Source organism: Blastococcus sp. SYSU DS0510 (assembly GCF_054050835.1).
The window spans coordinates 40,586-66,556 of the sequence record NZ_JBJHAC010000013.1; the positions used below are offsets into that span (position 1 = coordinate 40,586).

Annotated in this window: 29 protein-coding genes; 18 read left to right on the forward strand and 11 right to left on the reverse strand. The window is 74.9% G+C overall.

Translation table 11 applies throughout. The features are described 5' to 3' along the window. Positions 1-87 precede the first annotated feature (87 nt). Positions 88-453 (reverse strand): 1,2-phenylacetyl-CoA epoxidase subunit PaaB, encoded by a 366-nt coding sequence (gene paaB, locus ACI79P_RS12165; RefSeq protein ID WP_456581312.1) that lies wholly within the window; start codon positions 451-453, stop codon positions 88-90. Continuing rightward, complete coding sequence (gene paaA, locus ACI79P_RS12170) at positions 450-1,424, reverse strand: 1,2-phenylacetyl-CoA epoxidase subunit PaaA (RefSeq protein ID WP_456581313.1); 975 nt, start codon at positions 1,422-1,424, stop codon at positions 450-452. The genes paaB and paaA overlap by 4 nt, the downstream gene beginning before the upstream one ends. Before the next feature lie 115 nt (positions 1,425-1,539). On the opposite strand from paaA, the gene paaK reads away from it, so the two are divergent. Next, complete coding sequence (paaK, locus tag ACI79P_RS12175) at positions 1,540-2,883, forward strand: phenylacetate--CoA ligase PaaK (protein WP_456581314.1); 1,344 nt, start codon at positions 1,540-1,542, stop codon at positions 2,881-2,883. Then, on the forward strand, positions 2,880-3,500 hold the full coding sequence (locus ACI79P_RS12180) for a TetR/AcrR family transcriptional regulator (protein ID WP_456581315.1): 621 nt from the start codon (positions 2,880-2,882) through the stop codon (positions 3,498-3,500). Before paaK ends, ACI79P_RS12180 begins: the two co-directional genes overlap by 4 nt. A 7-nt stretch (positions 3,501-3,507) precedes the next feature. On the opposite strand, the gene paaI is transcribed toward ACI79P_RS12180, so the two are convergent. Both paaI and ACI79P_RS12190 read right to left on the reverse strand, forming a co-directional pair. Continuing rightward, a complete protein-coding gene (paaI, locus tag ACI79P_RS12185; RefSeq protein WP_456581316.1) occupies positions 3,508-3,939 on the reverse strand; it encodes a hydroxyphenylacetyl-CoA thioesterase PaaI in 432 nt (143 codons plus the stop codon). Continuing rightward, complete coding sequence (locus tag ACI79P_RS12190) at positions 3,939-4,139, reverse strand: hypothetical protein (protein ID WP_456581317.1); 201 nt, start codon at positions 4,137-4,139, stop codon at positions 3,939-3,941. The genes paaI and ACI79P_RS12190 overlap by 1 nt, the downstream gene beginning before the upstream one ends. A 169-nt stretch (positions 4,140-4,308) precedes the next feature. Between ACI79P_RS12190 and ACI79P_RS12195 the strand changes: the two genes are divergently transcribed. From ACI79P_RS12195 to gcvP, 11 genes are all read left to right on the forward strand, one after another. Further along, positions 4,309-6,390: an elongation factor G-like protein EF-G2 gene (locus ACI79P_RS12195; protein ID WP_456581318.1), complete on the forward strand. Its 2,082-nt coding sequence runs from the start codon at positions 4,309-4,311 to the stop codon at positions 6,388-6,390. Positions 6,391-6,567: 177 nt separating this feature from the next. Then, positions 6,568-7,236: a CDP-alcohol phosphatidyltransferase family protein gene (locus ACI79P_RS12200; RefSeq protein ID WP_456581319.1), complete on the forward strand. Its 669-nt coding sequence runs from the start codon at positions 6,568-6,570 to the stop codon at positions 7,234-7,236. Then, on the forward strand, positions 7,233-8,132 hold the full coding sequence (locus ACI79P_RS12205) for a DUF881 domain-containing protein (protein ID WP_456581320.1): 900 nt from the start codon (positions 7,233-7,235) through the stop codon (positions 8,130-8,132). The genes ACI79P_RS12200 and ACI79P_RS12205 overlap by 4 nt, the downstream gene beginning before the upstream one ends. A gap of 4 nt (positions 8,133-8,136) precedes the next feature. Beyond that, positions 8,137-8,469, forward strand: coding sequence for a small basic family protein (locus tag ACI79P_RS12210; protein WP_456581321.1), 333 nt, complete (start codon positions 8,137-8,139; stop codon positions 8,467-8,469). Further along, positions 8,466-9,239, forward strand: a complete 774-nt coding sequence (locus tag ACI79P_RS12215; RefSeq protein WP_456581322.1) for a DUF881 domain-containing protein — start codon at positions 8,466-8,468, stop codon at positions 9,237-9,239. Before ACI79P_RS12210 ends, ACI79P_RS12215 begins: the two co-directional genes overlap by 4 nt. Before the next feature lie 88 nt (positions 9,240-9,327). Then, positions 9,328-9,732 carry a glycine cleavage system protein GcvH gene (gene gcvH / locus ACI79P_RS12220; protein WP_456581323.1) on the forward strand — a complete coding sequence of 135 codons (405 nt, stop codon included), beginning with the start codon at positions 9,328-9,330 and terminating at the stop codon, positions 9,730-9,732. A gap of 262 nt (positions 9,733-9,994) precedes the next feature. Continuing rightward, positions 9,995-10,510: an oxoglutarate dehydrogenase inhibitor Odhl gene (gene odhI, locus ACI79P_RS12225; RefSeq protein WP_456581324.1), complete on the forward strand. Its 516-nt coding sequence runs from the start codon at positions 9,995-9,997 to the stop codon at positions 10,508-10,510. A 72-nt stretch (positions 10,511-10,582) separates the two neighbouring features. Then, positions 10,583-11,317 carry a transcriptional regulator FtsR gene (ftsR, locus tag ACI79P_RS12230; RefSeq protein ID WP_456581325.1) on the forward strand — a complete coding sequence of 245 codons (735 nt, stop codon included), beginning with the start codon at positions 10,583-10,585 and terminating at the stop codon, positions 11,315-11,317. A gap of 113 nt (positions 11,318-11,430) precedes the next feature. After that, positions 11,431-11,922: a bifunctional nuclease family protein gene (locus ACI79P_RS12235; RefSeq protein WP_305999992.1), complete on the forward strand. Its 492-nt coding sequence runs from the start codon at positions 11,431-11,433 to the stop codon at positions 11,920-11,922. 202 nt (positions 11,923-12,124) lie between these two features. Continuing rightward, positions 12,125-12,700 carry a MerR family transcriptional regulator gene (locus ACI79P_RS12240; protein WP_456581326.1) on the forward strand — a complete coding sequence of 192 codons (576 nt, stop codon included), beginning with the start codon at positions 12,125-12,127 and terminating at the stop codon, positions 12,698-12,700. Between the two features lie 53 nt (positions 12,701-12,753). Next, entirely contained in the window at positions 12,754-15,786 is a 3,033-nt protein-coding gene (gene gcvP / locus ACI79P_RS12245; RefSeq protein WP_456581327.1) for an aminomethyl-transferring glycine dehydrogenase, read from the forward strand. Positions 15,787-15,892: 106 nt separating this feature from the next. Here the strand turns inward: gcvP and ACI79P_RS12250 are convergent, their stop codons facing one another. Both ACI79P_RS12250 and coaA read right to left on the reverse strand, forming a co-directional pair. Next, entirely contained in the window at positions 15,893-16,084 is a 192-nt protein-coding gene (locus ACI79P_RS12250) for a DUF5999 family protein (protein WP_456581328.1), read from the reverse strand. A 204-nt stretch (positions 16,085-16,288) separates the two neighbouring features. Further along, the gene (gene coaA / locus ACI79P_RS12255) at positions 16,289-17,251 is read right to left on the reverse strand and encodes a type I pantothenate kinase (RefSeq protein ID WP_456581400.1); all 963 of its coding nucleotides are present in this window, start codon (positions 17,249-17,251) and stop codon (positions 16,289-16,291) included. Between the two features lie 113 nt (positions 17,252-17,364). Between coaA and ACI79P_RS12260 the strand changes: the two genes are divergently transcribed. Further along, the gene (locus ACI79P_RS12260) at positions 17,365-18,174 is read left to right on the forward strand and encodes a GNAT family N-acetyltransferase (RefSeq protein WP_456581329.1); all 810 of its coding nucleotides are present in this window, start codon (positions 17,365-17,367) and stop codon (positions 18,172-18,174) included. 12 nt (positions 18,175-18,186) lie between these two features. Here the strand turns inward: ACI79P_RS12260 and ACI79P_RS12265 are convergent, their stop codons facing one another. Together ACI79P_RS12265 and ACI79P_RS12270 are read right to left on the reverse strand one after the other, a co-directional pair. After that, positions 18,187-19,101, reverse strand: a complete 915-nt coding sequence (locus ACI79P_RS12265) for a serine hydrolase (RefSeq protein ID WP_456581330.1) — start codon at positions 19,099-19,101, stop codon at positions 18,187-18,189. Positions 19,102-19,216: 115 nt separating this feature from the next. Continuing rightward, positions 19,217-19,762: a YbhB/YbcL family Raf kinase inhibitor-like protein gene (locus ACI79P_RS12270; RefSeq protein WP_456581331.1), complete on the reverse strand. Its 546-nt coding sequence runs from the start codon at positions 19,760-19,762 to the stop codon at positions 19,217-19,219. A gap of 167 nt (positions 19,763-19,929) precedes the next feature. Here ACI79P_RS12270 and ACI79P_RS12275 point away from each other — a divergent pair, with 167 nt between their 5' ends. After that, positions 19,930-20,673, forward strand: a complete 744-nt coding sequence (locus ACI79P_RS12275) for a beta-phosphoglucomutase family hydrolase (protein WP_456581332.1) — start codon at positions 19,930-19,932, stop codon at positions 20,671-20,673. Next, on the forward strand, positions 20,670-23,030 hold the full coding sequence (locus tag ACI79P_RS12280; RefSeq protein WP_456581333.1) for a glycoside hydrolase family 65 protein: 2,361 nt from the start codon (positions 20,670-20,672) through the stop codon (positions 23,028-23,030). The genes ACI79P_RS12275 and ACI79P_RS12280 overlap by 4 nt, the downstream gene beginning before the upstream one ends. Positions 23,031-23,143: 113 nt before the next feature. Here ACI79P_RS12280 and ACI79P_RS12285 read toward each other — a convergent pair whose 3' ends face one another. Further along, on the reverse strand, positions 23,144-23,860 hold the full coding sequence (locus ACI79P_RS12285) for a M50 family metallopeptidase (RefSeq protein WP_456581334.1): 717 nt from the start codon (positions 23,858-23,860) through the stop codon (positions 23,144-23,146). Between the two features lie 120 nt (positions 23,861-23,980). Between ACI79P_RS12285 and ACI79P_RS12290 the strand changes: the two genes are divergently transcribed. After that, positions 23,981-24,565, forward strand: coding sequence for an antibiotic biosynthesis monooxygenase (locus tag ACI79P_RS12290; RefSeq protein WP_456581335.1), 585 nt, complete (start codon positions 23,981-23,983; stop codon positions 24,563-24,565). A gap of 72 nt (positions 24,566-24,637) precedes the next feature. Beyond that, positions 24,638-25,282 carry a LysE family translocator gene (locus tag ACI79P_RS12295; protein ID WP_456581336.1) on the forward strand — a complete coding sequence of 215 codons (645 nt, stop codon included), beginning with the start codon at positions 24,638-24,640 and terminating at the stop codon, positions 25,280-25,282. 3 nt (positions 25,283-25,285) lie between these two features. Here ACI79P_RS12295 and ACI79P_RS12300 read toward each other — a convergent pair whose 3' ends face one another. Together ACI79P_RS12300 and ACI79P_RS12305 are read right to left on the reverse strand one after the other, a co-directional pair. After that, complete coding sequence (locus ACI79P_RS12300; RefSeq protein ID WP_456581337.1) at positions 25,286-25,480, reverse strand: hypothetical protein; 195 nt, start codon at positions 25,478-25,480, stop codon at positions 25,286-25,288. Between the two features lie 107 nt (positions 25,481-25,587). Further along, complete coding sequence (locus ACI79P_RS12305) at positions 25,588-25,902, reverse strand: VOC family protein (RefSeq protein ID WP_456581401.1); 315 nt, start codon at positions 25,900-25,902, stop codon at positions 25,588-25,590. Positions 25,903-25,971: the final 69 nt, after the last annotated feature.

Here is a 25,971-nt window from a genome sequence, read left to right on the forward strand (position 1 = left end):
CCTTGCCTCGTGACGGGTGATTGGAACGGCCTGCTCTCAGGGCCCCGCCGCCGCGAGGAACGAGCGGTGGTGGGGGGAGAGGAGGTCCTAAATGTGGGGGACGTCCTCGGGGATCTCGTAGAACGTCGGGTGGCGGTAGACCTTGTCGCCGCTGGGGGCGAACAGCGGGTCCTTCTCGTCGGGGCTGGACGCGGTGATGTCGACGGCCCGCACGACCCAGATGCTCACGCCCTCGTTCCGCCGGGTGTAGAGGTCGCGCGCGGCGTCGATCGCCATCTCGTCGTCGGGGGCGTGCAGCGAACCCACGTGCACGTGGTTGAGCCCCCGCTTGCCGCGGACGAACACCTCGTAGAGCGGCCAGTCCCGCTGCACGGCGCGGCGGCGGGGCTGCACCGGCACCTCCGGACCGGTGGGGACCGCGCCGTGGCCGCCCTCGGCGGTCACCTCGCTCACGCCGCCACCCCGGCGTGCTTGCGGGCGTAGGCCGTGGCCGCCTCGACGACCCAGGCGTTGTCGTCCCGCGCCGCTCTGCGGCGGGCGATCCGCTCGGCGTTCATCGGGCCCTCGCCGGCGAGCACGCGGCGGAACTCGTCCCAGTCGATCGGGCCGGAGCGCCAGTGCCCGCTCTCGGCGTCCCAGGCGAGGTCCGGGTCGGGGAGCGTGACGCCCAGGGCCTGCGCCTGCGGCACGGTCATGTCCACGAACCGCCGGCGCAGCTCGTCGTTGGTGTGCCGCTTGATGCCCCACGCCATCGACTGCGCGGTGTTGGGGCTCTCGTCGTCGGGGGGGCCGAACATCATCAGCGAGGGCCACCACCAGCGGTCGACGGCGTCCTGCACCATGGCCCGCTGCTCGTCGGTGCCGCGCATCATCGTCATCAGCAGCTCGTAGCCCTGCCGCTGGTGGAAGGACTCCTCCTTGCAGACGCGGATCATCGCCCGCGCGTACGGGCCGTAGGAGGAGCGGCACAGCGGCACCTGGTTGCAGATGGCCGCGCCGTCGACGAGCCAGCCGATGACGCCGACGTCGGCGTAGGTGAGGGTCGGGTAATTGAAGATCGAGCTGTACTTCTGCCGGCCCTCGATCAGCTTGTCGGTGAGGTCGGCGCGGTCGGCCCCGAGGGTCTCGGCCGCCGAGTACAGGTACAGGCCGTGGCCGGCCTCGTCCTGCACCTTGGCCAGCAGCACCGCCTTCCGGCGCAGGCTGGGGGCGGCGAGCAGCCAGTCACCCTCGGGCTGCATGCCGATGATCTCGGAGTGCGCGTGCTGGGCGACCTGGCGCACCAAGGTCTTCCGGTAGCCCTCGGGCATCCAGTCGCGCGGCTCGATGCGCCGGTCGGCGGCGATGGTGGCGTCGAACTGCTGCTGCAGCGCGGCCTCGTCGGGGTTCCCGGCCGTGGATCGGTCCAGCGTGGGCGCGGACATCGGATCTCCTCGAGCTGTTTACTGACCGTCCGGTCAGGAATAGTGTGACCCACGCCGCACCCGCGCACAAGCGCCGGGCGGCCGACGCGGCAGCCGAGGGACGAGGACGGCAGGGATGACGACGACCGGACGGCGACGGCTCGGCGAGGCCCCGGACGCGGCCACTCTCGACGAGGCGGAGCGGCTGCCCCTCGAGGAGCTGCGCGCCCTGCAGCTGCGTCGGCTGCGGTGGTCGCTGCGGCACGCGTACGAGAACGTGCCCCACTACCGGCGCGCCTTCGACGCGGCCGGCGTGCACCCCGACGACTGCCGCGAGCTCACCGACCTGGCCCGCTTCCCGACGACCAGCAAGGCCGACCTGCGGGACAACTACCCGTTCGGCATGTTCGCCGTCCCGCGGGAGCAGGTCCGGCGGGTGCACGCGTCGTCCGGCACGACCGGCCGCCCCACGGTCGTCGGCTACACCCGGCGCGACCTCGGCACCTGGGCCGCCGTCATGGCGCGCTCGATCCGCGCCGCCGGTGGCCGCCCGGGGGACGTGCTGCACAACGCCTACGGCTACGGCCTCTTCACGGGGGGTCTCGGGGCCCACTACGGCGCGGAGGAGCTGGGCTGCACCGTCGTCCCCGTCTCCGGGGGCATGACACCGCGGCAGGTGCAGCTGATCACCGACTTCGGGCCGCGGGTGGTCATGGTGACGCCCTCCTACATGCTCACGATCATCGACGAGTTCGAGGCGCAGGGGCTGGACCCGCGCGCCAGCTCGCTGGAGATCGGCATCTTCGGTGCCGAGCCGTGGACCGAGGAGATGCGCCGCGAGATGGAGGAGCGCCTCGACATCCAGGCCGTCGACATCTACGGGCTCTCCGAGGTCATGGGCCCCGGCGTCGCCCAGGAGTGCGTGGAGACCAAGGACGGCCTCCACGTGTGGGAGGACCACTTCTACCCCGAGGTGATCGACCCGCTCACCGGCGAGGTGCTGCCCGAGGGGGAGCAGGGCGAGCTCGTGCTCACCTCGCTCACCAAGGAGGCGATGCCGGTCGTCCGGTACCGGACCCGCGACCTCACCCGGCTGCTCCCCGGCACCGCCCGGCCCGGCATGCGGCGGATGGAGAAGATCACCGGCCGCACCGACGACATGATCATCCTGCGCGGGGTCAACCTCTTCCCGACCCAGATCGAGGAGATCGTCCTGCGGACCCCCGGCCTCTCGCCGCACTTCGCCCTGGAGCTGACCACCCGCGGCCGGCTGGACCACCTCACCTGCCGGGTCGAGGCGCGCCCCGACTGCCCCGCGGACCGCCGGGCCACGGCCGCGGCCGAGGTGGCGCAGGCGGTCAAGGACACCATCGGCACGAGCATCGACGTCGTGGTGGTCGACCCCGAGACGCTGGCCCGCTCGGTCGGCAAGCTCAAGCGCCTCCACGACCTGCGCGACCGCCCGGGGCCCGGCGCATGACCGCCGCCGCGGCCGCGACCGGGCGGCGGGGACGCCCCGGCCACTCGCTGGACTCCCTGCTCGCGACCGCCGTCGCGCTGTTCAACGAGCGCGGCTACGACGCCACGAGCATGGACGAGCTCGCGGCGCGGCTGGGCGTGACCAAGCCGGCGATCTACCACCACGTGCCCAGCAAGGTCGAGCTGCTCCGCCTGGCGCTGGACCGGGCCCTCGACGCGCTCTTCGCCGTCACTGGGGAGCCGGGCGCCACCGAGGGGCCGGCCATCGACCGCCTCGAGCACGTCGTCCGCGGCTCGGTGCGCGTGCTCGCCGCCGAGCTGCCGTTCGTCACCCTGCTGCTGCGCGTCCGCGGCAACTCCGCGGTCGAGCAGGCGGCGCTGGAGCGGCGGCGCCGGTTCGACCGCGTCGTCACCGACCTGGTGCGCGCCGCGGAGGCGGAGGGCGACGTGCGCCCCGACGTCGACCCCGCCGTGACCAGCCGGCTGCTGTTCGGCACCGTCAACTCGCTCACCGAGTGGTACCGGCCCGAGGGCGACCTCTCCGCCGACGCGCTGGCCGACGCCCTGGTCACGACCACCTTCGCCGGGCTGCGCTCCCGGCCGGGCTGCCCGTCGTGACGCGTCCTCAGGCGCTGCCCGGCGGGAGCTGCCGGCTGTGCCCCCGCAGCTCGGCGAGCAGCCGGCCGTCCGCGTCGCGCGTGACGGCGACGTCGTAGATCCCGCCACGGCCGGCCACCGAGCGCTCGACGGCGGTGGCGGTGACGGCGTCGCCCGGCCCGGCCGGCGCGAGGTACTCGATGCTGCAGGACCGGCCCACGGCCGCCGGCCCGTGGGAGTTGCAGGCCATGGCGAAGGCGATGTCGGCGACGGCGAACAGCGCCGCGCCGTGGGCGGTGCCGTGCCCGTTCAGCATCTCGGGCCGGATGGTCATGTGCGCGGTGACCGCCCCCGGCGCGACGTGGCTCACGGTGACGCCGAGGGTCCGCGCCGCGGCGTCCCCTGCGAGGTAGCGGCGAACCGCCTCCTCGGCGACGAGCTGCGGTGAGGTCCCGGTCATCAGCCGGCCGTGAGCCGCACGCACTCGGGGCAGGGGTCGGCCGAGCCGCGACCGCGCGGGCCGTCCCACGTCCCCTGGACGACGCCGACAGACGCCCCGCAGATGCCGGCCCAGGGCGCCGGGAGGTCGGCTGTGCTGCGCAGGACGGCGTGCGCCCGGCCGGTGGCCTGGTCGCGGCCGGCGACGTGATCGCTGGTCATGCCCCCAGCATGCGTCCTCAGCGAGCGGCGGGGAGCCGCGGGAGGGCTTGTCCGACGCCCGATCGCGAGGCAGGCTGTGATCCAGGACACATCCGGCACCAGGGAGGCGTCGTGGCAGCCCACCCCGCTCATCCGGCCGCAGCGACCGGCGTCGACGGCTGAGGCCCCCATGGGCAAGGACATCCCACCGGCTCCGGCGCCCCGCCCGGCCGCCCAGGTGCGCAACGTGGCCCTGGTCGGCCGGGCGGGCGCCGGCAAGACCACGCTCGCCGAGGCCCTCCTGGCGGCCACCGGGGCGATTCCCCGAGCGGGCCGCGTCGAGGACGGCAGCACCTGCCTGGACGCCGAGGAGGTGGAGATCCGCCAGCAGCGGTCGGTCGCGCTCGGGGTGGCCGCCATCGAGCACGACGGCCACCGGATCACCGTCCTCGACACCCCCGGCTCCCCGGACTTCGTCGGCGAGCTGCGGGCGGGGCTCCGGGCCGCCGACTCGGCGCTCTTCGTCGTCTCGGCCGTCAGCGGCGTGGACGCCGCCACCGTCCAGCTGTGGGAGGAGTGCGCCGCGGTGGGGATGCCGCGCGCCGTCGTGCTCACCCAGATCGACCGGCCGCGGGCTGACGTCGACGAGGCGGTCCGCCTCTGCCAGCTGATGCTGGGGGAGGGGGTCTACCCCATGCACCTGGTCGAGCGCGGCCCCGACGGCGCCGCCCGCGGGCTGGTCTCGCTGCTGGAGCCCCACCCCGAGGCCAGGGGCATCGGCGACCGCGACGCCGACCGGCTCCGCGCCGAGCTCATCGAGGGGATCATCGGCGAGAGCGAGGACGAGACGCTGATGGAGCGCTACCTCGCCGGCGACGAGCTCTCCGTCCCCGACCTGGTCGCCGACCTCGAGACCGCGGTCGCCCGCGGCCACTTCCACCCGGTGGTCTGCGTCGCTCCGCTCACCGGGGTCGGCATCGACGAGCTGCTGCAGCTGATCGTCGCCGCGCTGCCCTCGCCGGCCGAGCACGGCTGCCCGCCGGTCACCCGGCCCGACGGGTCGCCGGCGCCGGCGCTGCGGTGCGACCCCGACGGCCCGCTCGTCGCCGAGGTGGTCCGCACCACCACCGACCCCTACGTCGGCCGGATCTCCCTGGTCCGCGTCTTCTCCGGCACGCTGCGGCCCGACATCGCGGTGCACGTCTCCGGTCACGGCATGGCCGAGCGCGGCCACCCCGACCACGACGCCGACGAGCGCATCGGCGTCCTCTCCGCACCGCTGGGTGCCGCCATGCGGCCCGTCGCGGCGTGCCCGGCCGGCGACATCTGCGCCGTCGCCCGGCTGGCGACGGCCGAGACCGGCGACACGCTCAGCTCGCCGGAGGAGCCGCGGCTGGTGCCCCCCTGGGAGCTGCCGGTCCCGCAGCTGCCGGTGGCGGTGGAGGCCGCCTCCCACGGCGACGAGGACCGGATGGCGACCGCACTGGCCCGGCTCGTCGCGGAGGACCCCACCGTCCGGCTGGAGCGGCGCGCGGACACCGGGCAGCTGCTGCTCTGGTGCGTCGGCGACGCCCACGCCGAGGTGCTGCTGGAGCGGCTCCGCAGCAGGCACGGCGTCGACGTCGCCACGGTGCCGGTCCGCGTGCCGCTGGTCGAGACGCTCCGCGGGCCGGCCCGGGTGACCGGCCGGCACGTCAAGCAGTCGGGCGGGCACGGGCAGTACGCCGTCGTCGTCGTCGAGGGGGAGCCGGGGGAGCCCGGGTCGGGGATCGTCTTCGAGCAGCGCATCGTCGGCGGCACCGTGCCCGGTCAGTTCCACGGCAGCGTCGAGAAGGGGATCCGGGCGCAGGCGGCGCGCGGGGTCACCGGGGACCGGCCGCTGGTCGACGTCCGGGTGACCCTCGTCGACGGCAAGGCGCACTCGGTCGACTCCTCGGACGCGGCGTTCCAGGCCGCCGGCGCCCTGGCGCTGCGGGAGCTCGCGGCCGCCGCCGGCACCCGGGTCCTGGAGCCCTGGTGCGAGATCGCGGTGCAGGTTCCCGCCGAGCACGTCGGTGCGGTGATGAGCGACCTGTCGTCCCGGCGGGCGCGGGTGACCGGCAGCGAGGCCGACCCGGGCCGCGACCGGGCCACGGTGCGCGCCGAGGTGCCCGAGGTGGAGTTGCTGGGCTACCCCGGTGTCCTGCGTTCGGTGACGCACGGGACCGGCAGCTTCGAGCGCCGTCCGCTCGGGTACGAGCCGGCGCCCACGGCGACGGCCGTGCCGGCCTGATGGACGCCCTCCCGGCGAAGGGGACGGGCGGCCGCCTGCAGGGACCCGCCGCGAGCGTGCGAGCGACGAGGGGGATGGGTGGCCCCCTGCAGGGACCCGCCGCGAGCATGCGAGTGATGGGGGGCAGGGGGTCCTTCTACTAGCCTCGGCCACGGTCGTGCTGGGCTTGGAGGGAACGTGACGTCGTCGAACGGGTCGTCGGCCGCCGCACCCGTCCCCCCGTCCCGGACGACGGGGGCGTCCCTGCCCGACCGCGAGAAGCTGCCGGACCGCGTCTGGACCCTGCCGAACGCGCTCTCGGTGCTGCGCCTGCTCGGCGTCCCGCTCTTCCTGTGGCTGCTCCTCGGCCCGGAGGAGGACGGCTGGGCGCTCGTCGTCCTCATGGTGTCCGGCTTCACCGACTGGCTCGACGGCAAGCTCGCCCGCTGGCTGGACCAGGGCAGCCGCCTCGGTGCGCTGCTGGACCCCGCGGCGGACCGGCTCTACATCGTCTCGGCCCTGGTCGCGCTGGCGCTGCGGGAGGTCGTGCCCCTCTGGCTGGTGGCCCTGCTGGTCGGCCGGGAGCTCCTGCTCGGCGTGCTCCTGCTCGTCCTGCGGGCCTACGGCTACCCGCCGCTGCAGGTGCACTACCTGGGCAAGGCGGCCACGCTCCTGCTGCTCTACGCCTTCCCGGTGCTGCTCGTCGCCGACGGGGACAGCGCGCTGGCGACCGTCGCCGCGCCGTTCGCCTGGGCCCTCACCATCTGGGGCACCGCGCTGTACCTGCTGGCCGCCGTCTTCTACGTGATCCAGGTCGTGGGCCTCGTGGCCGAGGAACGCTCCGCGGCCACCCGGAGCTCCCCGTGACCGGCGCGCGCCCGCCCCGCGGTGTCCGCTCCCTGGGCGCCTCGCTGCTGGACGACGTGCTGGCCGAGACCCTCGACCCGGCCTACGCGCAGGCCGCCGCCCGCAGGGCCGGGGGAGAGGCGCCACCCCGCCGGGGCCGTGGCCGGGTGCTGGTCGCGCTGACCATGGCCGGTGCGGGGCTGCTGGCCGCGGTGACCTACGACCAGGCGGCCGCCCGGGCGGAGGGCCGGCAGGAGATCCGCGAGGCCCTCGTCCGCGACATCCAGGACGAGTCCGCGCTCAGCGACGCGCTGGCCGCGGACCTCGAGGAGCTGCGCGCCGAGGTGAGCCGGACCAGCGACGAGCTGCTCGCCGCCACCGCGGTGGGGCAGCGGGCGCTCGACGCCCTCGCACGGGCGGAGCAGGCCACCGCCGCCGTCGCCGTCACCGGGCCGGGGCTGCTCGTCACGCTGGCCAACGCGGAGGCCGATGCCGACGACGACCCGCTCGGCGGCGCGGGCGGCAGCGAGGCGGTCCAGGTGGCCGACGGCGACCTGCAGCTGGTCGTCAACGCGCTCTGGGCCGCCGGGGCGGAGGCGGTCAGCATCAACGGTCAGCGGCTGGGCCCCACGAGCGCCATCCGGTTCGCCGGCGAGGCCGTGCTGGTCAACTTCCGCCCGGTCAGCAGCCCCTACCGCATCATCGCCGTCGGCGACCCCGACACGTTGTCGCAGAACTTCCTGCTCGACCCCCAGGTGCGCGACCTCGCCGAGTTCGCGGCTGCCACGGGGCTGGAATTCGTGTTCGCCAAGGAGGACGAGCTGTCCCTGCCGGCCGCCAACCCGCCGGAGCTCCGCTCCGCCGAGATCGCCATTCCCCGCCGGGCCACCGGCGCCGAGCCCGGCCCCGGAGGCTGACGTCGTGATCCCGATCTTCGGCCTCGCGGCGGGCGTCCTGCTCGGCCTCGTCTTCGACCCCACCGTCCCGCTCTGGCTCCAGCCCTACCTGCCGATCGCCGTCGTCGCCGCGCTCGACGCCGTCTTCGGCGGGTTCCGCGCCCGGCTCGACGGGATCTTCGACGCCAAGGTCTTCGTCATCTCGTTCGTGTCCAACGTGGTGGTGGCCGCGCTCATCGTCTTCCTGGGCGACCAGCTCGGCGTCGGCGCCCAGCTGTCGACGGCGGTGGTCGTCGTCCTCGGCATCCGCATCTTCGGCAACGCGGCGGCGATCCGCCGGCACGTCTTCCGCGCATGACCGGTGCGGGGCGGCCAGGGCCGCCGCACCCCGGCGAGAACCCACCCGCGGAGACGGCCGCGGGCGAAACCACCCCGGTGCGGCGGCGGGGGCGGGACCCCCTCGCGGCGGCGCTCATCGGCGTGCTCACCCTGCTGCTGGGCTTCGCGCTCGCGGTGCAGGTGCGCAACGCCGACGAGGCCCAGATGCTGGCCGGCGCCCGCGAGGAGGACCTCGTGCGCATCCTGGACGAGCTCAACAGCCGCGAGGAACGGCTGCGGGCCCAGCTCAACGACCAGCGGGCGGCGCTGCGCGAGCTCAACGGCTCCGGCAGCCGGACCGGCGCCGCGCTGGAGGAGGCCCGCCGGAGCGCCGAGGCCCTCGGCATCCTCAACGGCACCCTGCCGGCCCAGGGGCCGGGGCTCACCTTGAGCATCGCGGACCCTACGGGGGAGGTGCGGGTGCCCGACCTGCTCGACGTGGTGCAGGAGCTGCGCGCGGCCGGCGCGGAGACCATGCAGGTCGACGGCGTCCGGATCGGGCTCTCCACCGCCGTCACCGGCGCCACCGGCGACCTCCGCGTCGACGGCGAGGCGTTGCGCTCGCCGTACGAGTTCGTCGTCCTCGGCGACCCCCAGGGCATGGAGACCGCCATGAACATCCCGGGCGGGGTCGTGCAGCGCATCGAGCGCCGCGGCGGCTCCGTGGACATCGTGCAGTCGCCCGAGCTCATCGTGGACGCGTTGCGGCCGCTCGACCGCCCTCAATACGCTTCGCCCGTAACCGACTAGGGACCTCGGTGCCCCCACCTCCCGCTCCGCTCGAGGTGGGCCCCTGCGCCGAGGCCGTTGCACCACCTCACCGGGAGACGACCGCCGCATGAGCACGCCCGACGACCGCCGCTACACCGACCAGCACGAGTGGGCGATGGTGCAGGGGACCGACGGCACGTCGACCGTCGTCCGGGTCGGCATCACCGACCACGCCCAGGACGCGCTCGGGGACATCGTCTTCGTGCAGCTGCCCGAGGTGGGGGCCGAGGTCGCCCCCGGCACGCCGATCGGCGAGGTGGAGTCGACCAAGAGCGTCTCCGACGTCTACGCGCCCGTCGCCGGGGTGGTGGCCGCGGTGAACGACCGCCTGACCGACGCGCCGGAGACCATCAACGCCGACCCGTACGGCGAGGGCTGGCTGGTCGACATCGCGGTGCAGGGGGAGGGCGGCGACCCCACCGGGCAGCTGCTCGACGCCGACGCGTACCAGGCCGTGGTCGACGGCACGTGACCGGCCCGCCGGGAGGCTGACTCCGGCGATCGATCACTATGATCGCTGCGGGGCGAAGAACAGCGGGGGACCTGCGGCGAAGCCGCCCCCCGGCCCTGCACCTCCGGTTGACCCTCGGGCCGACCGGCTGGTTCCATGACCCACGGTCCGCCGCCCACCCGCGGCGGCCGACCCACGGCGGGCCGCCCGGCCCACCGTCCGCCGGCCGCCCGCGGCCCGTTCCAGGTCCGCGGCGGGCCCCTCGCACCGGAGGAGACGCAACGTGCACTGCACTCGATGTGGCCACGAGAACCCCGAGGGCAGTCGCTTCTGCGCGCAGTGCGGTGCGGCGCTCTCCCTGGAGCGCGTGGGCGAGGCCACGAGCGTGATCCCGAAGGTCGGCGGCGAGGACACCGGCGACCAGCCGGAGGCGGTGGAGGCGGCCGACGCGCACGCGGGCGCCGTCGAGTCGCTGCCCGCCGGATCGGCGCTGCTGGTGGTCAAGCGCGGCCCCAACGCCGGCAGCCGGTTCCTGCTCGACCAGGACGTCACCACCGCCGGTCGGCACCCCGACAGCGACATCTTCCTGGACGACGTCACGGTCAGCCGCCGGCACGTCGAGTTCCACCGCGAGGGCGGCGGCTTCTCGGTGCACGACGTCGGCAGCCTCAACGGCACCTACGTCAACCGCGAGCCGGTCGACGTCGCCACCCTCGCCGGTGGTGACGAGGTGCAGATCGGCAAGTTCCGCCTGGTGTACCTGACCGGCCCGCGCACCGGCGAGCCGGCCGCGCGCTAGCCGACCGGCGATTCTGCGCATGTCGGGACCGCGGACCGGGACGCCGAGACGGGGTCTCGGGGAGAGAGGGGCGTGACCGCCGTGCCCGAGCGCGAGCGTGCGCTCGGGGACGCCGGCGACCAGCACGCACCCCGCCTGACCATCGGCGAGGTGCTGGCGGTGCTGCGCGACGACTTCCCCGACGTGACGATCAGCAAGATCCGCTACCTGGAGTCCGAGGACCTGGTCCACCCGCAGCGCACGCCGTCGGGCTACCGGAAGTTCTCGCGGGCCGACGTCAGCCGGCTGCGCTACGTGCTGACCGCCCAGCGGGACCACTACCTGCCGCTGCGGGTGATCAAGGACCACCTCGACGCCCTCGACCGCGGGGAGCCGCTGCCCGGCACCACCGGCGGCTCCGCGCCGTTGCCCCCCGCCTCCACCGAGGAGGGGGCGACGGCGCCGCTGACCGCCGAGCAGTTCGCGCGGGCCGCCGGGCTGGAGCCCGGGCAGCTGGCCGACTGCGTGCAGTTCGGGCTGCTCTCCACCGACGCCGAGGGCCGGCACCCCGCCGCGGACCTCCCCATCGCGCGCGCGGCCGCCGGGCTGGCCCGGCACGGCATCGAACCGCGGCACCTGCGGGTCTACCGCAGCGCCGTGGAGCGCGAGGCGGGGCTCGTCGAGCAGCTCGTCGCCCCGGTGCTGCGGGCGCGCTCCGAGGAGGCGCGCACGCGCGCCACCGAGAAGCTGCAGGAGCTGGCCGCGCTCTCCGCGCAGCTGCACACCGCCCTGCTCGAGACGCGCCTGCGGGACCTCCTCCGCCCCTGAGCGGGCGTACCGTTGAGCTGGCGCCGTCCGGCCCACCGCCGGGTCGACGCGTCACCGGCCGCCTGACCACACCGTCCCGCCCGAACCCGGGCCGCAGCCGAGGGAGCCGCACCGTGCAGGAGCTTCGAGTCGTCGGCGTCCGCGTCGAACTGCCCGGCAACCAGCCGATCCTGCTGCTCAAGGAGACGCAGGGGGAGCGCTACCTGCCGATCTGGATCGGCGCCGTCGAGGCGGCCGCGATCGCGTTCGAGCAGCAGGGCGTGCGCCCGGCCCGCCCGATGACCCACGACCTGCTCCGCGAGGTCGTGCGCACGCTGGGCGCCGAGCTCGAGGCGGTCAACATCACCGAGATGCGCGACGGCATCTACATCGCCGAGCTGGTCTTCGGCGACGACCGCATCGTGAGCGCCCGCCCCTCGGACGCGGTGGCGCTCGCGGTGCGCACCGGGGCGCCGATCTTCGGCGCCGACGACCTCCTCGACGAGGTGGGCATCGAGATCCCCGACGAGCAGGAGGACGAGGTCGAGAAGTTCCGCGAATTTCTCGACCAGATCTCGCCGGAGGACTTCGGGGCCGGCTCCGGCTCCGGGGGCGGGCCCGCGTAGAGGGCCCATCGGGTACGTATCGGCAGGCGCGCCGCATCCGTCACCCGAAATGGGGCTGGTGTGGCGACACGCCGCACCGCTCAGTTGACCGGCCTCCGGGCCCGGCTTACCGTCGGCGAACGACAACGGTGTGACACCTGAGGTGACGGGTGCCGAACCGTCTACCGCCGCAGCCGTGGCGGGACAGAGGAGGACGCCGGACGTGAGCGACCAGGGCAACGGCTCGCAAGGTCAGCTGTTCAGCGATGCCGCCGTCGGTGCGCCCCAGTACGACGAGGTCGACACCGACCTGGTCGGCTACCGCGGTCCGACCGCCTGCGCCGCCGCCGGCATCACCTACCGCCAGCTCGACTACTGGGCGCGCACGGGCCTGGTGTCCCCGTCGGTGCGCAGCGCCACCGGCTCGGGCACCCAGCGGCTCTACTCCTTCCGCGACATCCTGGTGCTCAAGGTCGTCAAGCGGCTGCTGGACACCGGCGTCTCGCTGCAGAACATCCGCAAGGCCGTCGACCACCTCCGCCAGCGCGGGGTGAAGGAGCTGGCCAACGTCACCCTCTTCTCCGACGGCGCGACCGTGTACGAGTGCACCTCCGCCGAGGAGGTCGTCGACCTGCTCGCCGGCGGCCAGGGCGTGTTCGGCATCGCGGTCTCCGGCGCCCTGCGGGAGCTCTCCGGCGAGCTGGCCGAGCTGCCCGCGGAGCGGATCGACGGCGGTCAGGTCGTCCCGTCGGACGACGAGCTGTCGATGCGTCGCCGGCGCCGGGTGGCGACGGCTTAGGTCGTCCTCCGGGCGCCCGCTCGCCGGGAACGCTCGCTGGTACCGTCCGAGCAGTGACCGACCGCGCTGACGCGTCCACGGGTGAGGCCACCACGCCGATCGCCGGACCGCTGCCCTCGCTGAACGCCCTCGACACCGCCGGGTCCTTCGCCGGGCGGCACATCGGTCCCCGGCCGGACGACACCGCGGCGATGCTCGAGGCCGTCGGCCACCCGTCGCTGGAGTCGCTCGTCGACGCCTGCGTCCCGGAGGGCGTGCGCGACCGCGCGCCACTGGACCTGCCGCCCGCCGAGAGCGAGGCCGCCGTCCTCGCGCTGCTGCGCGAGCGCGCGGCCGCCAACGAGGTCTTCACCTCGATGATCGGCCTGGGCTACTCGGGGACGATCACCCCACCGGTCATCCAGCGCACGGTGCTGGAGAACCCGGCCTGGTACACCGCCTACACGCCCTACCAGCCCGAGATCAGCCAGGGCCGCCTGGAGGCGCTGATCAACTTCCAGACGACGGTCGCCGACCTGACCGGGCTGCCCGTGGCCGGCGCCTCGATGCTCGACGAGGCGACCGCGGCCGCCGAGGCGATGACCCTGGTCCGCCGGGCCGGCCGGGCGAAGGCGGACGCCGTCTTCGTCGTCGACCGGGACACGCTCCCGCAGACGCTGGGCGTGCTGCAGACCCGCGCCGAGCCGCTGGGCATCCGGCTGCACGTCGCCGACCTCTCCGCCGGCTGGCCCACCGACCTGCCCGAGGCCGGCGCGTTCGGCGTGCTGCTGTCCTACCCGGGCGCGAGCGGGGCCGTCCGCGACCACCGCGCGCTCGCCGCCGCCGCGCACGAGGCCGGCGCGGCCGTCGTCGTCGCCGCCGACCTGCTGGCACTCACCCTGCTGGAGGCACCGGGGGAGTGGGGCGCCGACGTCGCGTGCGGCACCTCCCAGCGCTTCGGCGTCCCCATGGGCTACGGCGGCCCGCACGCCGGCTACCTGTCGGTGCGCGAGGGGCTGGCCCGCCAGCTCCCCGGCCGCCTGGTCGGTGTCTCGGTGGACGCCGACGGCGACGTCGCCTACCGGCTGGCCCTGCAGACCCGCGAGCAGCACATCCGCCGGGAGAAGGCGACCAGCAACATCTGCACCGCGCAGGTGCTCCTTGCCGTCATGGCCGGCGCCTACGCCGTCTACCACGGCCCCGAGGGGCTCAGCGCCATCGCCGCCCGGGTGCACCGCGGCGCGACGGTGCTGGCCGGCTGGCTGCGCGCCGGCGGGCTGGAGATCGTGCACGAGCACTTCTTCGACACCCTCGAGGTGGCGGTGCCCGGGCGGGCCGCCGAGGTGGTCGCCGCGGCGGCGCAGCGGCGGATCAACCTGCGCCTGGTCGACGCCGACACGGTCGCCGTCGCCTGCGACGAGACGACGACGCCGGCCGTCCTGCGCGCCGTCGCCGAGTCCTTCGGGGTCCCCGCCGACGAGACGGCGCTCGACGACGCCGGTGCCGACGCCCTCCCGGCCGCGCTGCGCCGCCGGACGCCCTTCCTCACCCACCCGGTCTTCTCCGCGCACCGCTCGGAGACGGCGATGCTGCGCTACCTGCGCTCGCTCAGCGACAAGGACCTGGCGCTGGACCGCACGATGATCCCGCTGGGCTCCTGCACGATGAAGCTCAACGCCGCGGCCGAGATGGCGGCGATCACCTGGCCGGAGTTCGCGCACCTGCACCCGTTCGCCCCGGCCGAGCAGGCCCGCGGCTACCGGCAGCTGATCGACGAGCTCTGCGCGGGGCTGGCCGAGGTGACCGGCTACGCCGGGGTGAGCGTGCAGCCCAACGCCGGCTCGCAGGGCGAGTTCGCCGGTCTGCTGGCCATCCGCGGCTACCACCGCTCGCGGGGCGAGGACCACCGCGACGTCTGCCTGATCCCGAGCTCGGCGCACGGCACGAACGCCGCCAGCGCCGTCATGGCCGGCATGCGCGTCGTCGTCGTGGCATGCGACGAGGCCGGGAACGTCGACGTCGCCGACCTGCACGCGAAGGTCGACCAGCACGCCGACCGGCTCGCGGGACTCATGATCACCTACCCGTCGACGCACGGGGTGTTCGAGGCCGACATCCAGGAGATCTGCGCCGCCGTGCACGACGCCGGCGGCCAGGTGTACGTCGACGGTGCCAACCTCAACGCGCTCGTCGGGCTCGCCCGCCCGGGCCGGTTCGGCTCCGACGTCAGCCACCTGAACCTGCACAAGACCTTCTGCATCCCACACGGCGGCGGTGGCCCGGGGGTCGGCCCGGTCGCCGTCCGCGAGCACCTGCTGCCGTTCCTGCCCGGGCACCCGGTCGTGGACACCGGCGCCACCGGCCCGGTCGTCTCCGCGGCGCCCTGGGGGTCGGCGGGCATCCTGCCGATCAGCTGGGCCTACATGCGGCTGATGGGGCCCGACGGGCTGACCCGGGCGACCGAGCACGCCATCCTGGCGGCCAACTACGTCGCGGCCCGCCTCCGCGACCACTACCCGGTGCTCTACACCGGCGCCACGGGGCTGGTGGCGCACGAGTGCATCCTCGACATCCGCCCGCTGACCAAGGCGACGGGCGTGACGAACGACGACATCGCCAAGCGCCTGATCGACTTCGGCTTCCACGCCCCGACCATGAGCTTCCCGGTCGCCGGCACGCTCATGGTCGAGCCGACCGAGAGCGAGGACAAGGCGGAACTCGACCGCTTCGTCGACGCCATGGTCGCGATCCGCGCGGAGATCGAGAAGGTCGCGACGGGGCAGTACGACCGCACCGACAACCCGCTGCGCAACGCGCCGCACACCCTGGCGATGGTGGCGGGGGAGTGGGGCCGGCCCTACCCGCGCAGCCAGGCGGTCTACCCGGTGCGTGCGCTGCAGGGCCGCAGCTACCTCAGCCCCGTCCGCCGCATCGACCAGGCCTACGGCGACCGCAACCTGGTGTGCTCCTGCCCGCCACCGGAGGCGTTCGAGGACCACGACTTCGGCGCGCACGCGTCCTCGGGGAACGGTGCGGTGCCCTCACGCGGTCAGGGGCACCCCGACGACCTCGGGACGACGGCCGACGTGGTAGGGGCCCCGGCCTAGCGTCGGCACCCGGCGGCAGGGTGCCGGTCACGGATGCGCCTGCCGCGGTGCGTCGTGCCTCCAGTCGGGGCGCGGCGCGCTCCTCCGGGACGCTGCAGGGGGCCGCTCAGGCGGGGGCCAGCCAGACGTGGTGGTCGGGGACGGCCCGGCCGTCGGGGAGCAGTTCGCCGTCGTCGTCGAAGAGCACGACGCCGTTGCACAGGAGGCGCCAACCCTGCTCGGGGTGGCTGCTGACCACGGCGGCGAGGTCGCGCGCCTCGCTGGCTACGTCGGGGCAGGGCGTTGCGTGGTGGCACATGACGGTTCCTCTTCGTCGGTTTCCAGGACGGCCGGTCCGGGTTGCGTACCGCGCTCGTCTGACTCCTGGATTCGGCAGGTGTGCGCGCGTCCTGAAGCAGAGCGCGTGAGCCGGGTCACCAATCCACCCGGAGGAGTAGGCAGGTCCTGCCATGGCCGTCGGCCACGCCGGGCATCGGCCCAGGTCGGCCGCGGCGTGTCGGGCCTAGAGCTTGCGCAGCAGCACCCGGCGCACCGAGTGGTCCGCGGACTTCTGCAGCACCAGCCGCGCCCGCGACCGGGTCGGGGCGATGTTGTCGCGGAGGTTCGGGCCGTTCACCGCCGACCAGATGCCCAGCGCCGTCTCCCGGGCCTGGTCGTCGGTGAGGTCGGCGAAGCGGTGGAAGTAGGCCGTGGTGTCCTGGAACGCCGTCCGGCGCAGGGCCTGGAACCGCTCGACGTACCAGCGCTGGATGTCGGCCTCCGCCGCGTCGACGTAGACCGAGAAGTCGAAGAAGTCCGAGAGGAAGATCTCGGGCGCTGACCCGTCCGTCCGCCGGCCCGCCTGCAGGACGTTCAGCCCCTCGAGCACGAGGATGTCGGGCCGGTCCACCGCCTGCACGCGGCCGGGCACGATGTCGTAGGACTGGTGGTCGTACACCGGCGCGAAGACCTCCTCGCGCCCGGACTTCACGTCGGCCAGGAAGCGCAGCAGCGCCCGCCGGTCGTAGCTCTCCGGGAAGCCCTTGCGCCCCAGCAGGCCGCGCTCCTGCAGCACGGCGTTGGGCAGCAGGAAGCCGTCGGTGGTGACCAGGTCGACCCGGGGGACGCCGGGGGTGGCCGCCAGCAGCGTCTGCAGCAGGCGCGCGGTCGTGCTCTTCCCGACGGCGACGCTCCCGGCGACGGCGATGACGAACGGCACCTTGGCCGTGGCGTTGCCGAGGAACTCGCTCTGCGCCGCCCAGAGGCGGCGGCTGGCGGTCACGTGCAGGCTCAGCAGCCGGGCCAGCGGCAGGTAGACGGTGGCGACCTCGTCCAGGTCGATGCGGTCACCCAGGGAGGCGAGGGTCTCCAGCTCGGCCGCGTCCAGCGGCAGGTCCGAGCCCGCGGCCAGGGCCCGCCACGAGTCGCGGTCGAACACCGCGTAGGGCGAGATGGAGCCACGAGTCCCAGCCGTCACGCGCCCCATCGTGCCGTCCACCCCCGGGGCGGGGTGCGCGCGGGTCACCCGGCCGGGTCGGGTCACGGGGTACCGGGGGCGTGCGGAGCCCCGGCGGGGCGGAGCCGGTCTAGTGTTTCCCCGTGCCGACCCGCCCGGGGCTGCTCGAGTGCATCGAGCGCTACTTCGCCGCCGCGCCCCAGCCGGACGCGCGGATCCGGACCGCCGGGGCCCTCGACGTCCCGATCGCCGATCCCGCCTGGCCCTACCCCGCCCGCCCGCGGCACGACGGTGGCCAGGTCACCGCCGATGACGTGCGGGCGGCCCTGGACCTGCAGCGGGCGGCCGGCCTGCCGACGGCCCTGGAGTGGATCCCCGAGTGCTCGCCGGAGGTGGGGGCCGCCGTCCGTGCGGCCGGGATGGCCGTCGAGGAGCTGCCGCTGCTCGTGGCCGACGAACCCGTCGACGTCGTCCTGCCGGCGGGGGTCCGCCTCTTCCTGGTCGGCGCCGAGGACCCGGAGCTGCCGCACTACCAGCACGTGGCCGCGCTCGGCTTCGCCCACCCCGGGGGAGCCGTCGACGTGGAGGAGAGGGCGCCGGAGGAGTCGCCGGAGGCGGTGCGCCGCACCGAGGTGCTGCGCGAGCGGATCGCCGACGGGCGGACCGTCATGATGGTCGCCATCGACCACGGCCAGCCGGTCGCGGTGGGCTCGCACCAGCCCCTCGACGTCGACGGCACCGAGGTGAGCGAGATCGTCGCGGTGGCGACGTTGCCGCGGCTGCGCGGCCGCGGGCTGGGCGCCGGCGTCGCCTCGGCGCTGACCGCGCACGCCCGGGAGACCGCGGACCTGGTGTTCCTGGCCGCGGGTGACGACGACGTGGCGCGGGTGTACGAGCGCATCGGGTTCGCCCGCATCGCGACCACCGCCGTGGCGGAGCTGCCGCCGGGCTGAGCCCGCGCGGGATCAGGAGTCCCGCGGCGTGGGCAGCTGCGCCGCCGCGGCGTCGAGGGCGGCGCGGGCGGCGTCCCAGCCCACGGATGCGGGGACCTCGCTGAGCAGGACGACGACCTTGCGCCCGATCACCCCGACCGAGTGCAGGTGCCGGTTCCCCGCGACGCAGCACATCCACCCCTGCTTGACCGCCGGGCGCCCGGGGACGGCGCCGAAGACGCCGAACTCCTGGTCGAAGCCGTCGGCCGCGATCGGCGTAGCCAGCCGCATCCACGCGAGGATGGCCGCGGCGTCCGCGGGGTGCGCGACCGTGGGCAGCAGCGACAGGAACCGGGCGAGGTCGCGGGCGCTGGTCAAGGTCTGGCCCCACTGGCCGGGCACCGCCGGGGGGCTGGTGGCGCTCAGGCCGTACCGCTCGGCGACGTCCACCACCATCTGCGCGCCCCCGTAGCGCACCCACAGCTGCGAGGCCGCGGGGTCGTCGGACCGCCGGACCATCGCCTGCAGGAGCGCGAAGTCCTCCCTGTCCAGGGCCAGGCGCCCCGTCCGGGCGCGGTGCAGGAGGTCCGCGGCCATGTAGAGCTTCACCATCGACGCGCCCGGGATCGGCCGCCCGGCCACGTCGCCGTTGTCGGCCCGGAACGCGGCCGCCCGCGCCGTGGCCGCCTCCGCCGCCCGGGCCGAGCGGCCGCCCGTCGGGTCGGGCTGCCGGGCGATCGCCACCGCCAGCGTGCCCTGCGTGCCGTAGGCCGCCGTCATGGCCGAGACGACATCCTGGGCCGAGGGCCATGCGGCAGCGGCCGGGACCGGCGCGAGCAACGAGCCCACCAACGAGGCCAGCAGGGCCACCAGCAGCCCGGGGACGGGCAGCCGGCGCACGCGCCCGGGGCCGCGCCGGCCCGGGCGGCGGGGGGACGACGTCGCCATGGCGGGGAGCTACCCACCCGACGGCGGCCGCCGCACCCACCCCACGGTGGCCGCTTCAACGTTCAAGCGGCGGGCGGCGGGCCGTGGCGGTGCGGAGGTGCGCGGACGCGAGCGGTCAGCCCTGCTCGTACGTGGCCACCAGGGTCGCGCGGGCGAGCGTGTGCGAGAACAGGTTGAAGCCCAGGACCGCCGGCGTGGTGCTCTCGTCCACCTCGAGCCGGTCGGTGTCGACCGCGTGCACCACCACGAAGTAGCGGTGCGGCCCGTGCCCGGGCGGGGGAGCGGCGCCGACGTACCCGGCGAAGCCGCCGTCGTTGCGCAGTTGCACGGCTCCCTCGGGGAGCTGCGGGGCGTCCTTGTCGCCGGCGCCCGAGGGCAGCTCGGTCACCGACGCGGGGATGTTCGCCACCGCCCAGTGCCAGAAGCCGCTGGCGGTCGGGGCGTCCGGGTCGTAGACGGTGACGGCGAAGCTGCGGGTGCCCTCGGGGAAGCCGGACCACGACAGCTGGGGGGAGCGGTCCTCGCCGCCGGCGCCCATCACACCGCTGACGTGCGGCATCGCCATGGCCTGCCCGTCGGACAGGTCGCTGCTGGTCACGGTGAAGCCCGGCACCTGCGGCAGGAAGTCGTAGGGGTTGGGCGGGGTGGGCCGGTCGGCCATGGTGGTCCTCTCCCTCGGGGCGGTCGGTCGCTGGTCGGGGCCGCCGGAGCGTCCCCGTCGGACCCTAGGCAGCTCCACCGCCCGGCGCCCGTCGGGCCTGACGCCGACAGCGAGGCCGGCGCCGTCCCAGGACGTGCGCAGCGCCCGGCGCCGGTAGCGTCGCGTCAGTGTCCACCACCCGATCGGTCGGCCTCCCCGGCGGCGTCCGGGCCTGCCTGTTCGACCTCGACGGCGTCCTCACCCGGACCGCCACGGTCCACATGGCGGCCTGGAAGCGGACCTTCGACGAGTTCCTGCGGGCGCACGACCCGGCGGCACCGGAGTTCACCCAGGACGACTACAACCGGTACGTCGACGGCAAGCCGCGGGCCGACGGCGTCCGCGACTTCCTCGCCAGCCGGGGCATCGTCCTGCCCGAGGGCGAGCTCGGCGACCCCCCGGACGCCGAGACGGTGCAGGGGGTGGCCACCCGCAAGAACCACCTGGTGCAGCGGGAGCTCGAGGAGCACGGCGTCGAGGTGTACGAGGGCTCGGTGCGCTACCTGCGGGCGGTGAAGGAGGCGGGCCTGGCCACCGCGGTGGTGACCGCCTCGGCCAACGGTGAGCAGGTGGTGGCCGCCGGCGGCTTCGCCGACCTGATCGACACCCGGGTGGACGGCGTCGTCGCGCGGGAGCGGGGGCTGGCGGGCAAGCCGGCGCCCGACACCTTCCTCGCCGGCGCGCACGCGCTGGGGGTGACCCCGCGGGAGGCCGTCGTCTTCGAGGACGCCCTGGCCGGGGTGGCCGCCGGGCGCGCGGGCGGGTTCGCCCACGTCGTCGGCGTCGACCGCGTGGGTCACGCCGAGGCGCTGCGCGAGGCCGGGGCCGACGTCGTCGTGACCGACCTGGCCGAGCTGCTGGAGCGGCCATGACCGAGGGGCGGGCGGTCTTCCCGGTCCAGCCGTGGGCGCTCACCGAGGTCGGGATGGACCACGGCAGCCTCGGGGTGCACGAGTCGGTCTTCGCCCTGGCCAACGGGCACCTGGGCATGCGCGGGTCGCTGGAGGAGGGCGAGCCGGTCGTCGTCCCCGGCACCTACCTCAACGGCTTCTTCGAGGAGCGGCCGCTGCCCTACGCCGAGGCGGGCTACGGCTTCCCGGAGATGGGGCAGACCGTCGTCAACGTGACCGACGGCAAGCTGATCCGGCTGCTGGTGAAGGACTCGCCGCTGGACCTCAACTACGGCGAGGTCATCGACCACCGGCGCACCCTGGACCTGCGGGCGGGGGTGCTGCGCCGGTCCACGGAGTGGCGCTCGCCCAGCGGCCGGACCGTGCGGGTGACCAGCACGCGCCTGGTGTCGCTGGCCCGCCGGTCGATCGCCGCGATCGAGTACCAGGTGGAGGTCACCGACGACCTCGGCGACCTCTACGTCGCCCTGCAGTCGGACCTGCTGGCCAACGAGGACGGCGCCCCCGACGGCGACCGCGACCCGCGCGGTGCTGCCGCCCTGGCCCGCCCGCTGCAGTGCGAGCTCGCCGCCGGCCGGGGCCGCCGCGCGGTGCTGGTGCACCGCACGAAGCGCAGCCAGCTGCGCATGGCGGCCGGCATGGACCACCTGATCGAGGTCCCCGACAGCTGCACCGAGGACATCGAGGCCGTCGGCGACCTGGCCCGGTACACCCTCGCGGCCCGCATCCCGCCCGGCGGCTCGATGAAGATCATCAAGTTCCTCGCCTACGGCTGGTCCTCGCGCCGCTCGGGCGCGGCGCTGCGCGACCAGGTGGAGGCGGCGCTGGCGACGGCGAAGCTCGCCGGCTTCGAGCGCCTGCTCCGCGAGCAGCGCGAGCTCCTGGCCCAGCACTGGGACGAGGCCGACGTCGAGGTGGTGGGCGACGACGAGCTGCAGCAGGCCGTGCGGGTGGGCATGTTCCACGTCCTGCAGGCGGGGCTCCGCGCCGAGCGGCAGGCGATCCCGGCCAAGGGGCTGACCGGCCCCGGCTACGACGGGCACACCTTCTGGGACACCGAGACCTACGTGCTGCCGGTGCTCACCTACACCGCGCCGCACGCCGCCCGCGACGCGCTGATCTGGCGGCACACCACCCTGGGCCTGGCCCGTGAGCGCGCCCGCGTGCTGGGCCTGCGCGGGGCCGCGTTCCCGTGGCGGACGATCCGGGGCGAGGAGACGTCGGGCTACTGGCCCGCGGGCACGGCCGCCTTCCACATCAACGCCGACATCGCCGACGCCGTCGTCCGCTACCACGACGCCACGCTGGACGACGCCTTCGACCGCGACTACGGCGCCGAGCTGCTCATCGAGACCGCCCGGCTGTGGGCCTCGCTCGGTCACTTCGACACCGAGCACGGCTTCCGGATCGACGGGGTGACCGGACCCGACGAGTACACGGCGGTCGTCGACAACAACGTCTACACCAACCTCATGGCGCAGCGGAACCTGCAGGAGGCCGCCGCCGCGGTGCGCCGGCAGCCCGCCGTGGCGACCCGGTTGCAGGTCACGGACGAGGAGGTGGAGGAGTGGCTGCGCGGGGCGGCGCTCATGGCGGTGCCCTACGACACCCAGCGTGGCGTGCACATGCAGTCCGACGGCTTCACCCACCACGAGGAGTGGGACTTCGCCGGCACGCCGCGCGAGCGCTACCCGCTGCTGCTGAACTACCCCTACTTCGAGCTGTACCGGAAGCAGGTGGTCAAGCAGGCCGACCTGGTCATGGCCCTGCACCTGCGGGGCGACGCGTTCACGCTCGAGGAGAAGATCGCCGACTTCGCCTACTACGAGCAGCGCACCACCCGCGACTCGTCGCTGTCGGCGACCCAGCAGGGGGTCGTCGCCGCCGAGACCGGCCACCTGGAGCTCGCCCACCAGTACTGGGCCGAGGCGGCGCTCACCGACATCCAGAACCTGCACCACAACTCCGGCCACGGGCTGCACATCGCCTCGCTGGCCGGGGGGTGGACCGTCGCCGTCGCCGGCTTCGGCGGGCTCCGGGACCACGGGGGCCGGCTCTCCTTCGCGCCGCGGCTGCCCGAGCGGATCAGCCGGCTGCGGTTCCGGGTGGTCTACCGGGGCCGGAAGCTCACCGTCACCGTGGAGCGGGACCAGGCGACCTACCGCCTGGTGGACGGCGATCCGCTCGACATCAGCCACCACGGCCGGCAGGTGCGCATCGACCACGACGACGTGGTGCTCGAGCTGCCGCCGCCGCCCGACGTCGACCCGGTGCGTCAGCCACCCGGCTGCGAGCCGCGGCGGCGCTCGCGCGGCTGACCGCCGCCCTGCGACCGGACCCCAGCCCCGTGCGGCTGGGGCGACGACCACCGGGCTGGGGTCGTCGCGCGCTCGGTGCCCGTGATCACCGTTATCCCCAACAACGAACCACCTCAACCGGTGGTCGCGCCGATCAACCAGCTCGCGCCCAGAGCGAAGGCGCCGACGTCGACGAGCAGGAAAACGCCGACCCACACGATGGCGGGCAAGGGAGTGAGCCGGGCCAGCTGGTCGGCGTCGGAGTCCCGCGCACCGCGCCGTCGGCGGGCACCCTGGAGCTCGAGGACGGCGCGCGGAGCGGCCAGCAGGAGGAACCACGTCACCACCGCGGCGAACACCGCCTGCCCGGCCGGCGGCAGCCACCACGTGGCGGCGAAGACGACCGCGCCGGTGACCAGCACCGACCACAGCCCGTAGAAGTTGCGGATCTGCACGAGCAGCAGGGCCAGGAGCAGCAGCAGCGCCCAGAGCAACCCGATCGCGTGCCCGGCGGCGAGCACGGCGGCCGCACCGAGGCCGAAGAGGGCGGGGCCGGTGTAGCCGGCGGCGCAGGTCAGCACCATGCCGAGGCCGGTCGGCCGCCCGGCGGAGACGGTCAGCCCCGAGGTGTCCGAGTGCAGCCGGATGCCGGCGAGCCGCCGCCCGGCGGCCAGCGCCACCAGCCCGTGCGCACCCTCGTGGGCGATCGTCACCACCGCACGGGTCCGCCGCCAGAGGGTGGGGGAGAGGACCAGCACCGCGGCGGCGGCGGCGGTGGCGAGCAGGACCGTCGTCGAGAGGTCCGGGACCGTCGCCGTCACGCGGGCCCAGAAGCGGGCGAGGACCTCCACGCCCGGGAGTCAACCGCACGGACCTGTCAGCGACCGGGGAGCGGCGGGGGTGTCGGGGGAGGCAGGGCTCACACCGCCTCGGGGGACCCGGCGGACCCGGCTCCGGGCGATCCTGGGTGCATGACGACGACGACCGCCCTCACCCGGGACGACCTCCCGGTGACGGTGTCGTTCACGCGGCGCGCCGACCCGGCGCACACGCGCGAGATGACGGCGTGGATCCGCGCCGGCTTCGGCATGGCGGAGACCTTCCCCGGCTTCCTCGGCGGCGGCTGGGTGCGCTCCCGGCACGACGCCGACGAGTGGCACATGCTCGTCCGGTTCGCCGACCAGACCGCCCTGGACGCCTGGGAGGCCTCCACGGAGCGGCGGTGGTGGCTGCGCTCGGCGCAGGGGCTGGCCGAGGTCACCCGCACCGAGCGGCGCACCGGCATCGAGGGCTGGTTCGACGCGCCCGTCGCCGGGACGGTGGAGCAGACCCCTGCACCGGCCGCGCCGCCCCGGTGGAAGCAGGCGGTGACGATCTGGCTGGTGTTCTTCCCGGTCAACCTGCTGGCCACCGTGACGCTGGGGGCGGCGCTCGCCGACGTCCACGTGGTGCTGCGGGTGCTGGCCGTCACGCTGGCGCTGACTCCGGTGATGACCTACCTGGCCCTGCCGTGGATCACCGCGCGCCTGCAGTGGTGGCTGCAGGGCCGGAGCTGACGCGACCGCCGACCGCGCGGAGGGGACGGAACTTCGTCGACGTCCTGATCCACCGCTGCCACCATCGTCGGCGTGGAGGTCCTGACGACGGTGCCGGCGTTCCTGCTCGCCGTGCTGCTCATCTCGGCGTCGCCCGGGCCGGCGATGGCGCTCATCCTCCGGCGGGCGGCCCTGCGCGGCCTGCGCGGCGCCGTGCCGACGGTCCTCGGCCTGGAACTCGGCCTCTACCTGTGGGCGCTCGCGGCGGGGGCCGGGTTCGCGGCGCTGGTGGCCGCCTCGGAAGTCGCCTACCTGGTGCTGCGCGTGGTCGGTGCCGTGGTGCTGCTGTTCCTCGGGCTCCGGGCCTGGCGGGCGGCCTGGCGGGACCGGGGCAGCGCTCCCGAGGTCGCACCGGAGCCGGCCACCCCGGGGCGCCGGGGGTGGTGGGCGGCGTTCGGCGAGGGCGTCGTGGTGCAGCTGGCCAACCCCAAGGCCGCCGTCTTCGTGCTGGCGTTCTACCCGCAGTTCGTGCCGGCCGAGGGCCCGGTGCTCGCCACGACGGCGGCGCTGGCCCTGCTGCAGGTCGGCGTCGAGACGGCGCTCTACCTGGGGCTGGCGGCTGCGGTGGCCCGTGCGGGCACCTGGTTCCGGAGGCCCCGGGTCCGTCGGCGGCTGGAGGCGGTCAGCGGCACGGTGCTGGTCGCGCTGGGCCTGCGGGTCGCCGTCTCGGGCCGCTAACGGTCAGTTGCCCGGCTTGACCGCCTTGCCCCGCTCCTGGTCCGCCTCGTCCGCCTCGTAGGCGCCGGGGATCGCCTGCGCGCCGCCGTCGTCGCCCGTGCCGGGCGTGAGCGGCCGGCCGGTGAGGTCCTGCGGGCCGGGGGAGGGGGTGCCACCGGGCTCGTGCTGCTCGTCGGTGTCGGGACGGGCCTCGGTCACGGGTTCCTCCTGCGGCTTCGGGGGCGGTCCGCCGACGCCTACCCCGTCGGGTCCCGGAGGAACCCGACGCGGTCAGGCGGGAGTCACCGCCCTGGAGCGGCGGGCGCTCACAGCTGCTGGGTCAGGTTGACCGCGTTGCCGTCGGGGTCGGCGACGTGCGCGACCCGCTGGCCCCACGGCATGTCGGCCGACCCCGACGGCGCGGAGCCGCCCAGCTCGGCGACCCGGGGGAGGACCTGGTCGACGTCGGGCACCTCGATGCTGAGGAGGACCCTGCCCGGCGCGCCGGGCGCGACGGCCGGCTCCGCGGTCAGCCCGAGGTCGGAGTCCCCGACGCGCAGGCCCAGGTAGAACAGCGGGCCGTCCTCGGGGAAGCGGTCGGTCTCCTCGGCACCGAGGAGACCGACGTAGAAGGCGCGCAGCCGTTCGACGTCGGGCGTTGAGGAGGATCGGGCTGACGGCGGAGGACATGCGGGCTCCCGGTGGTCGAG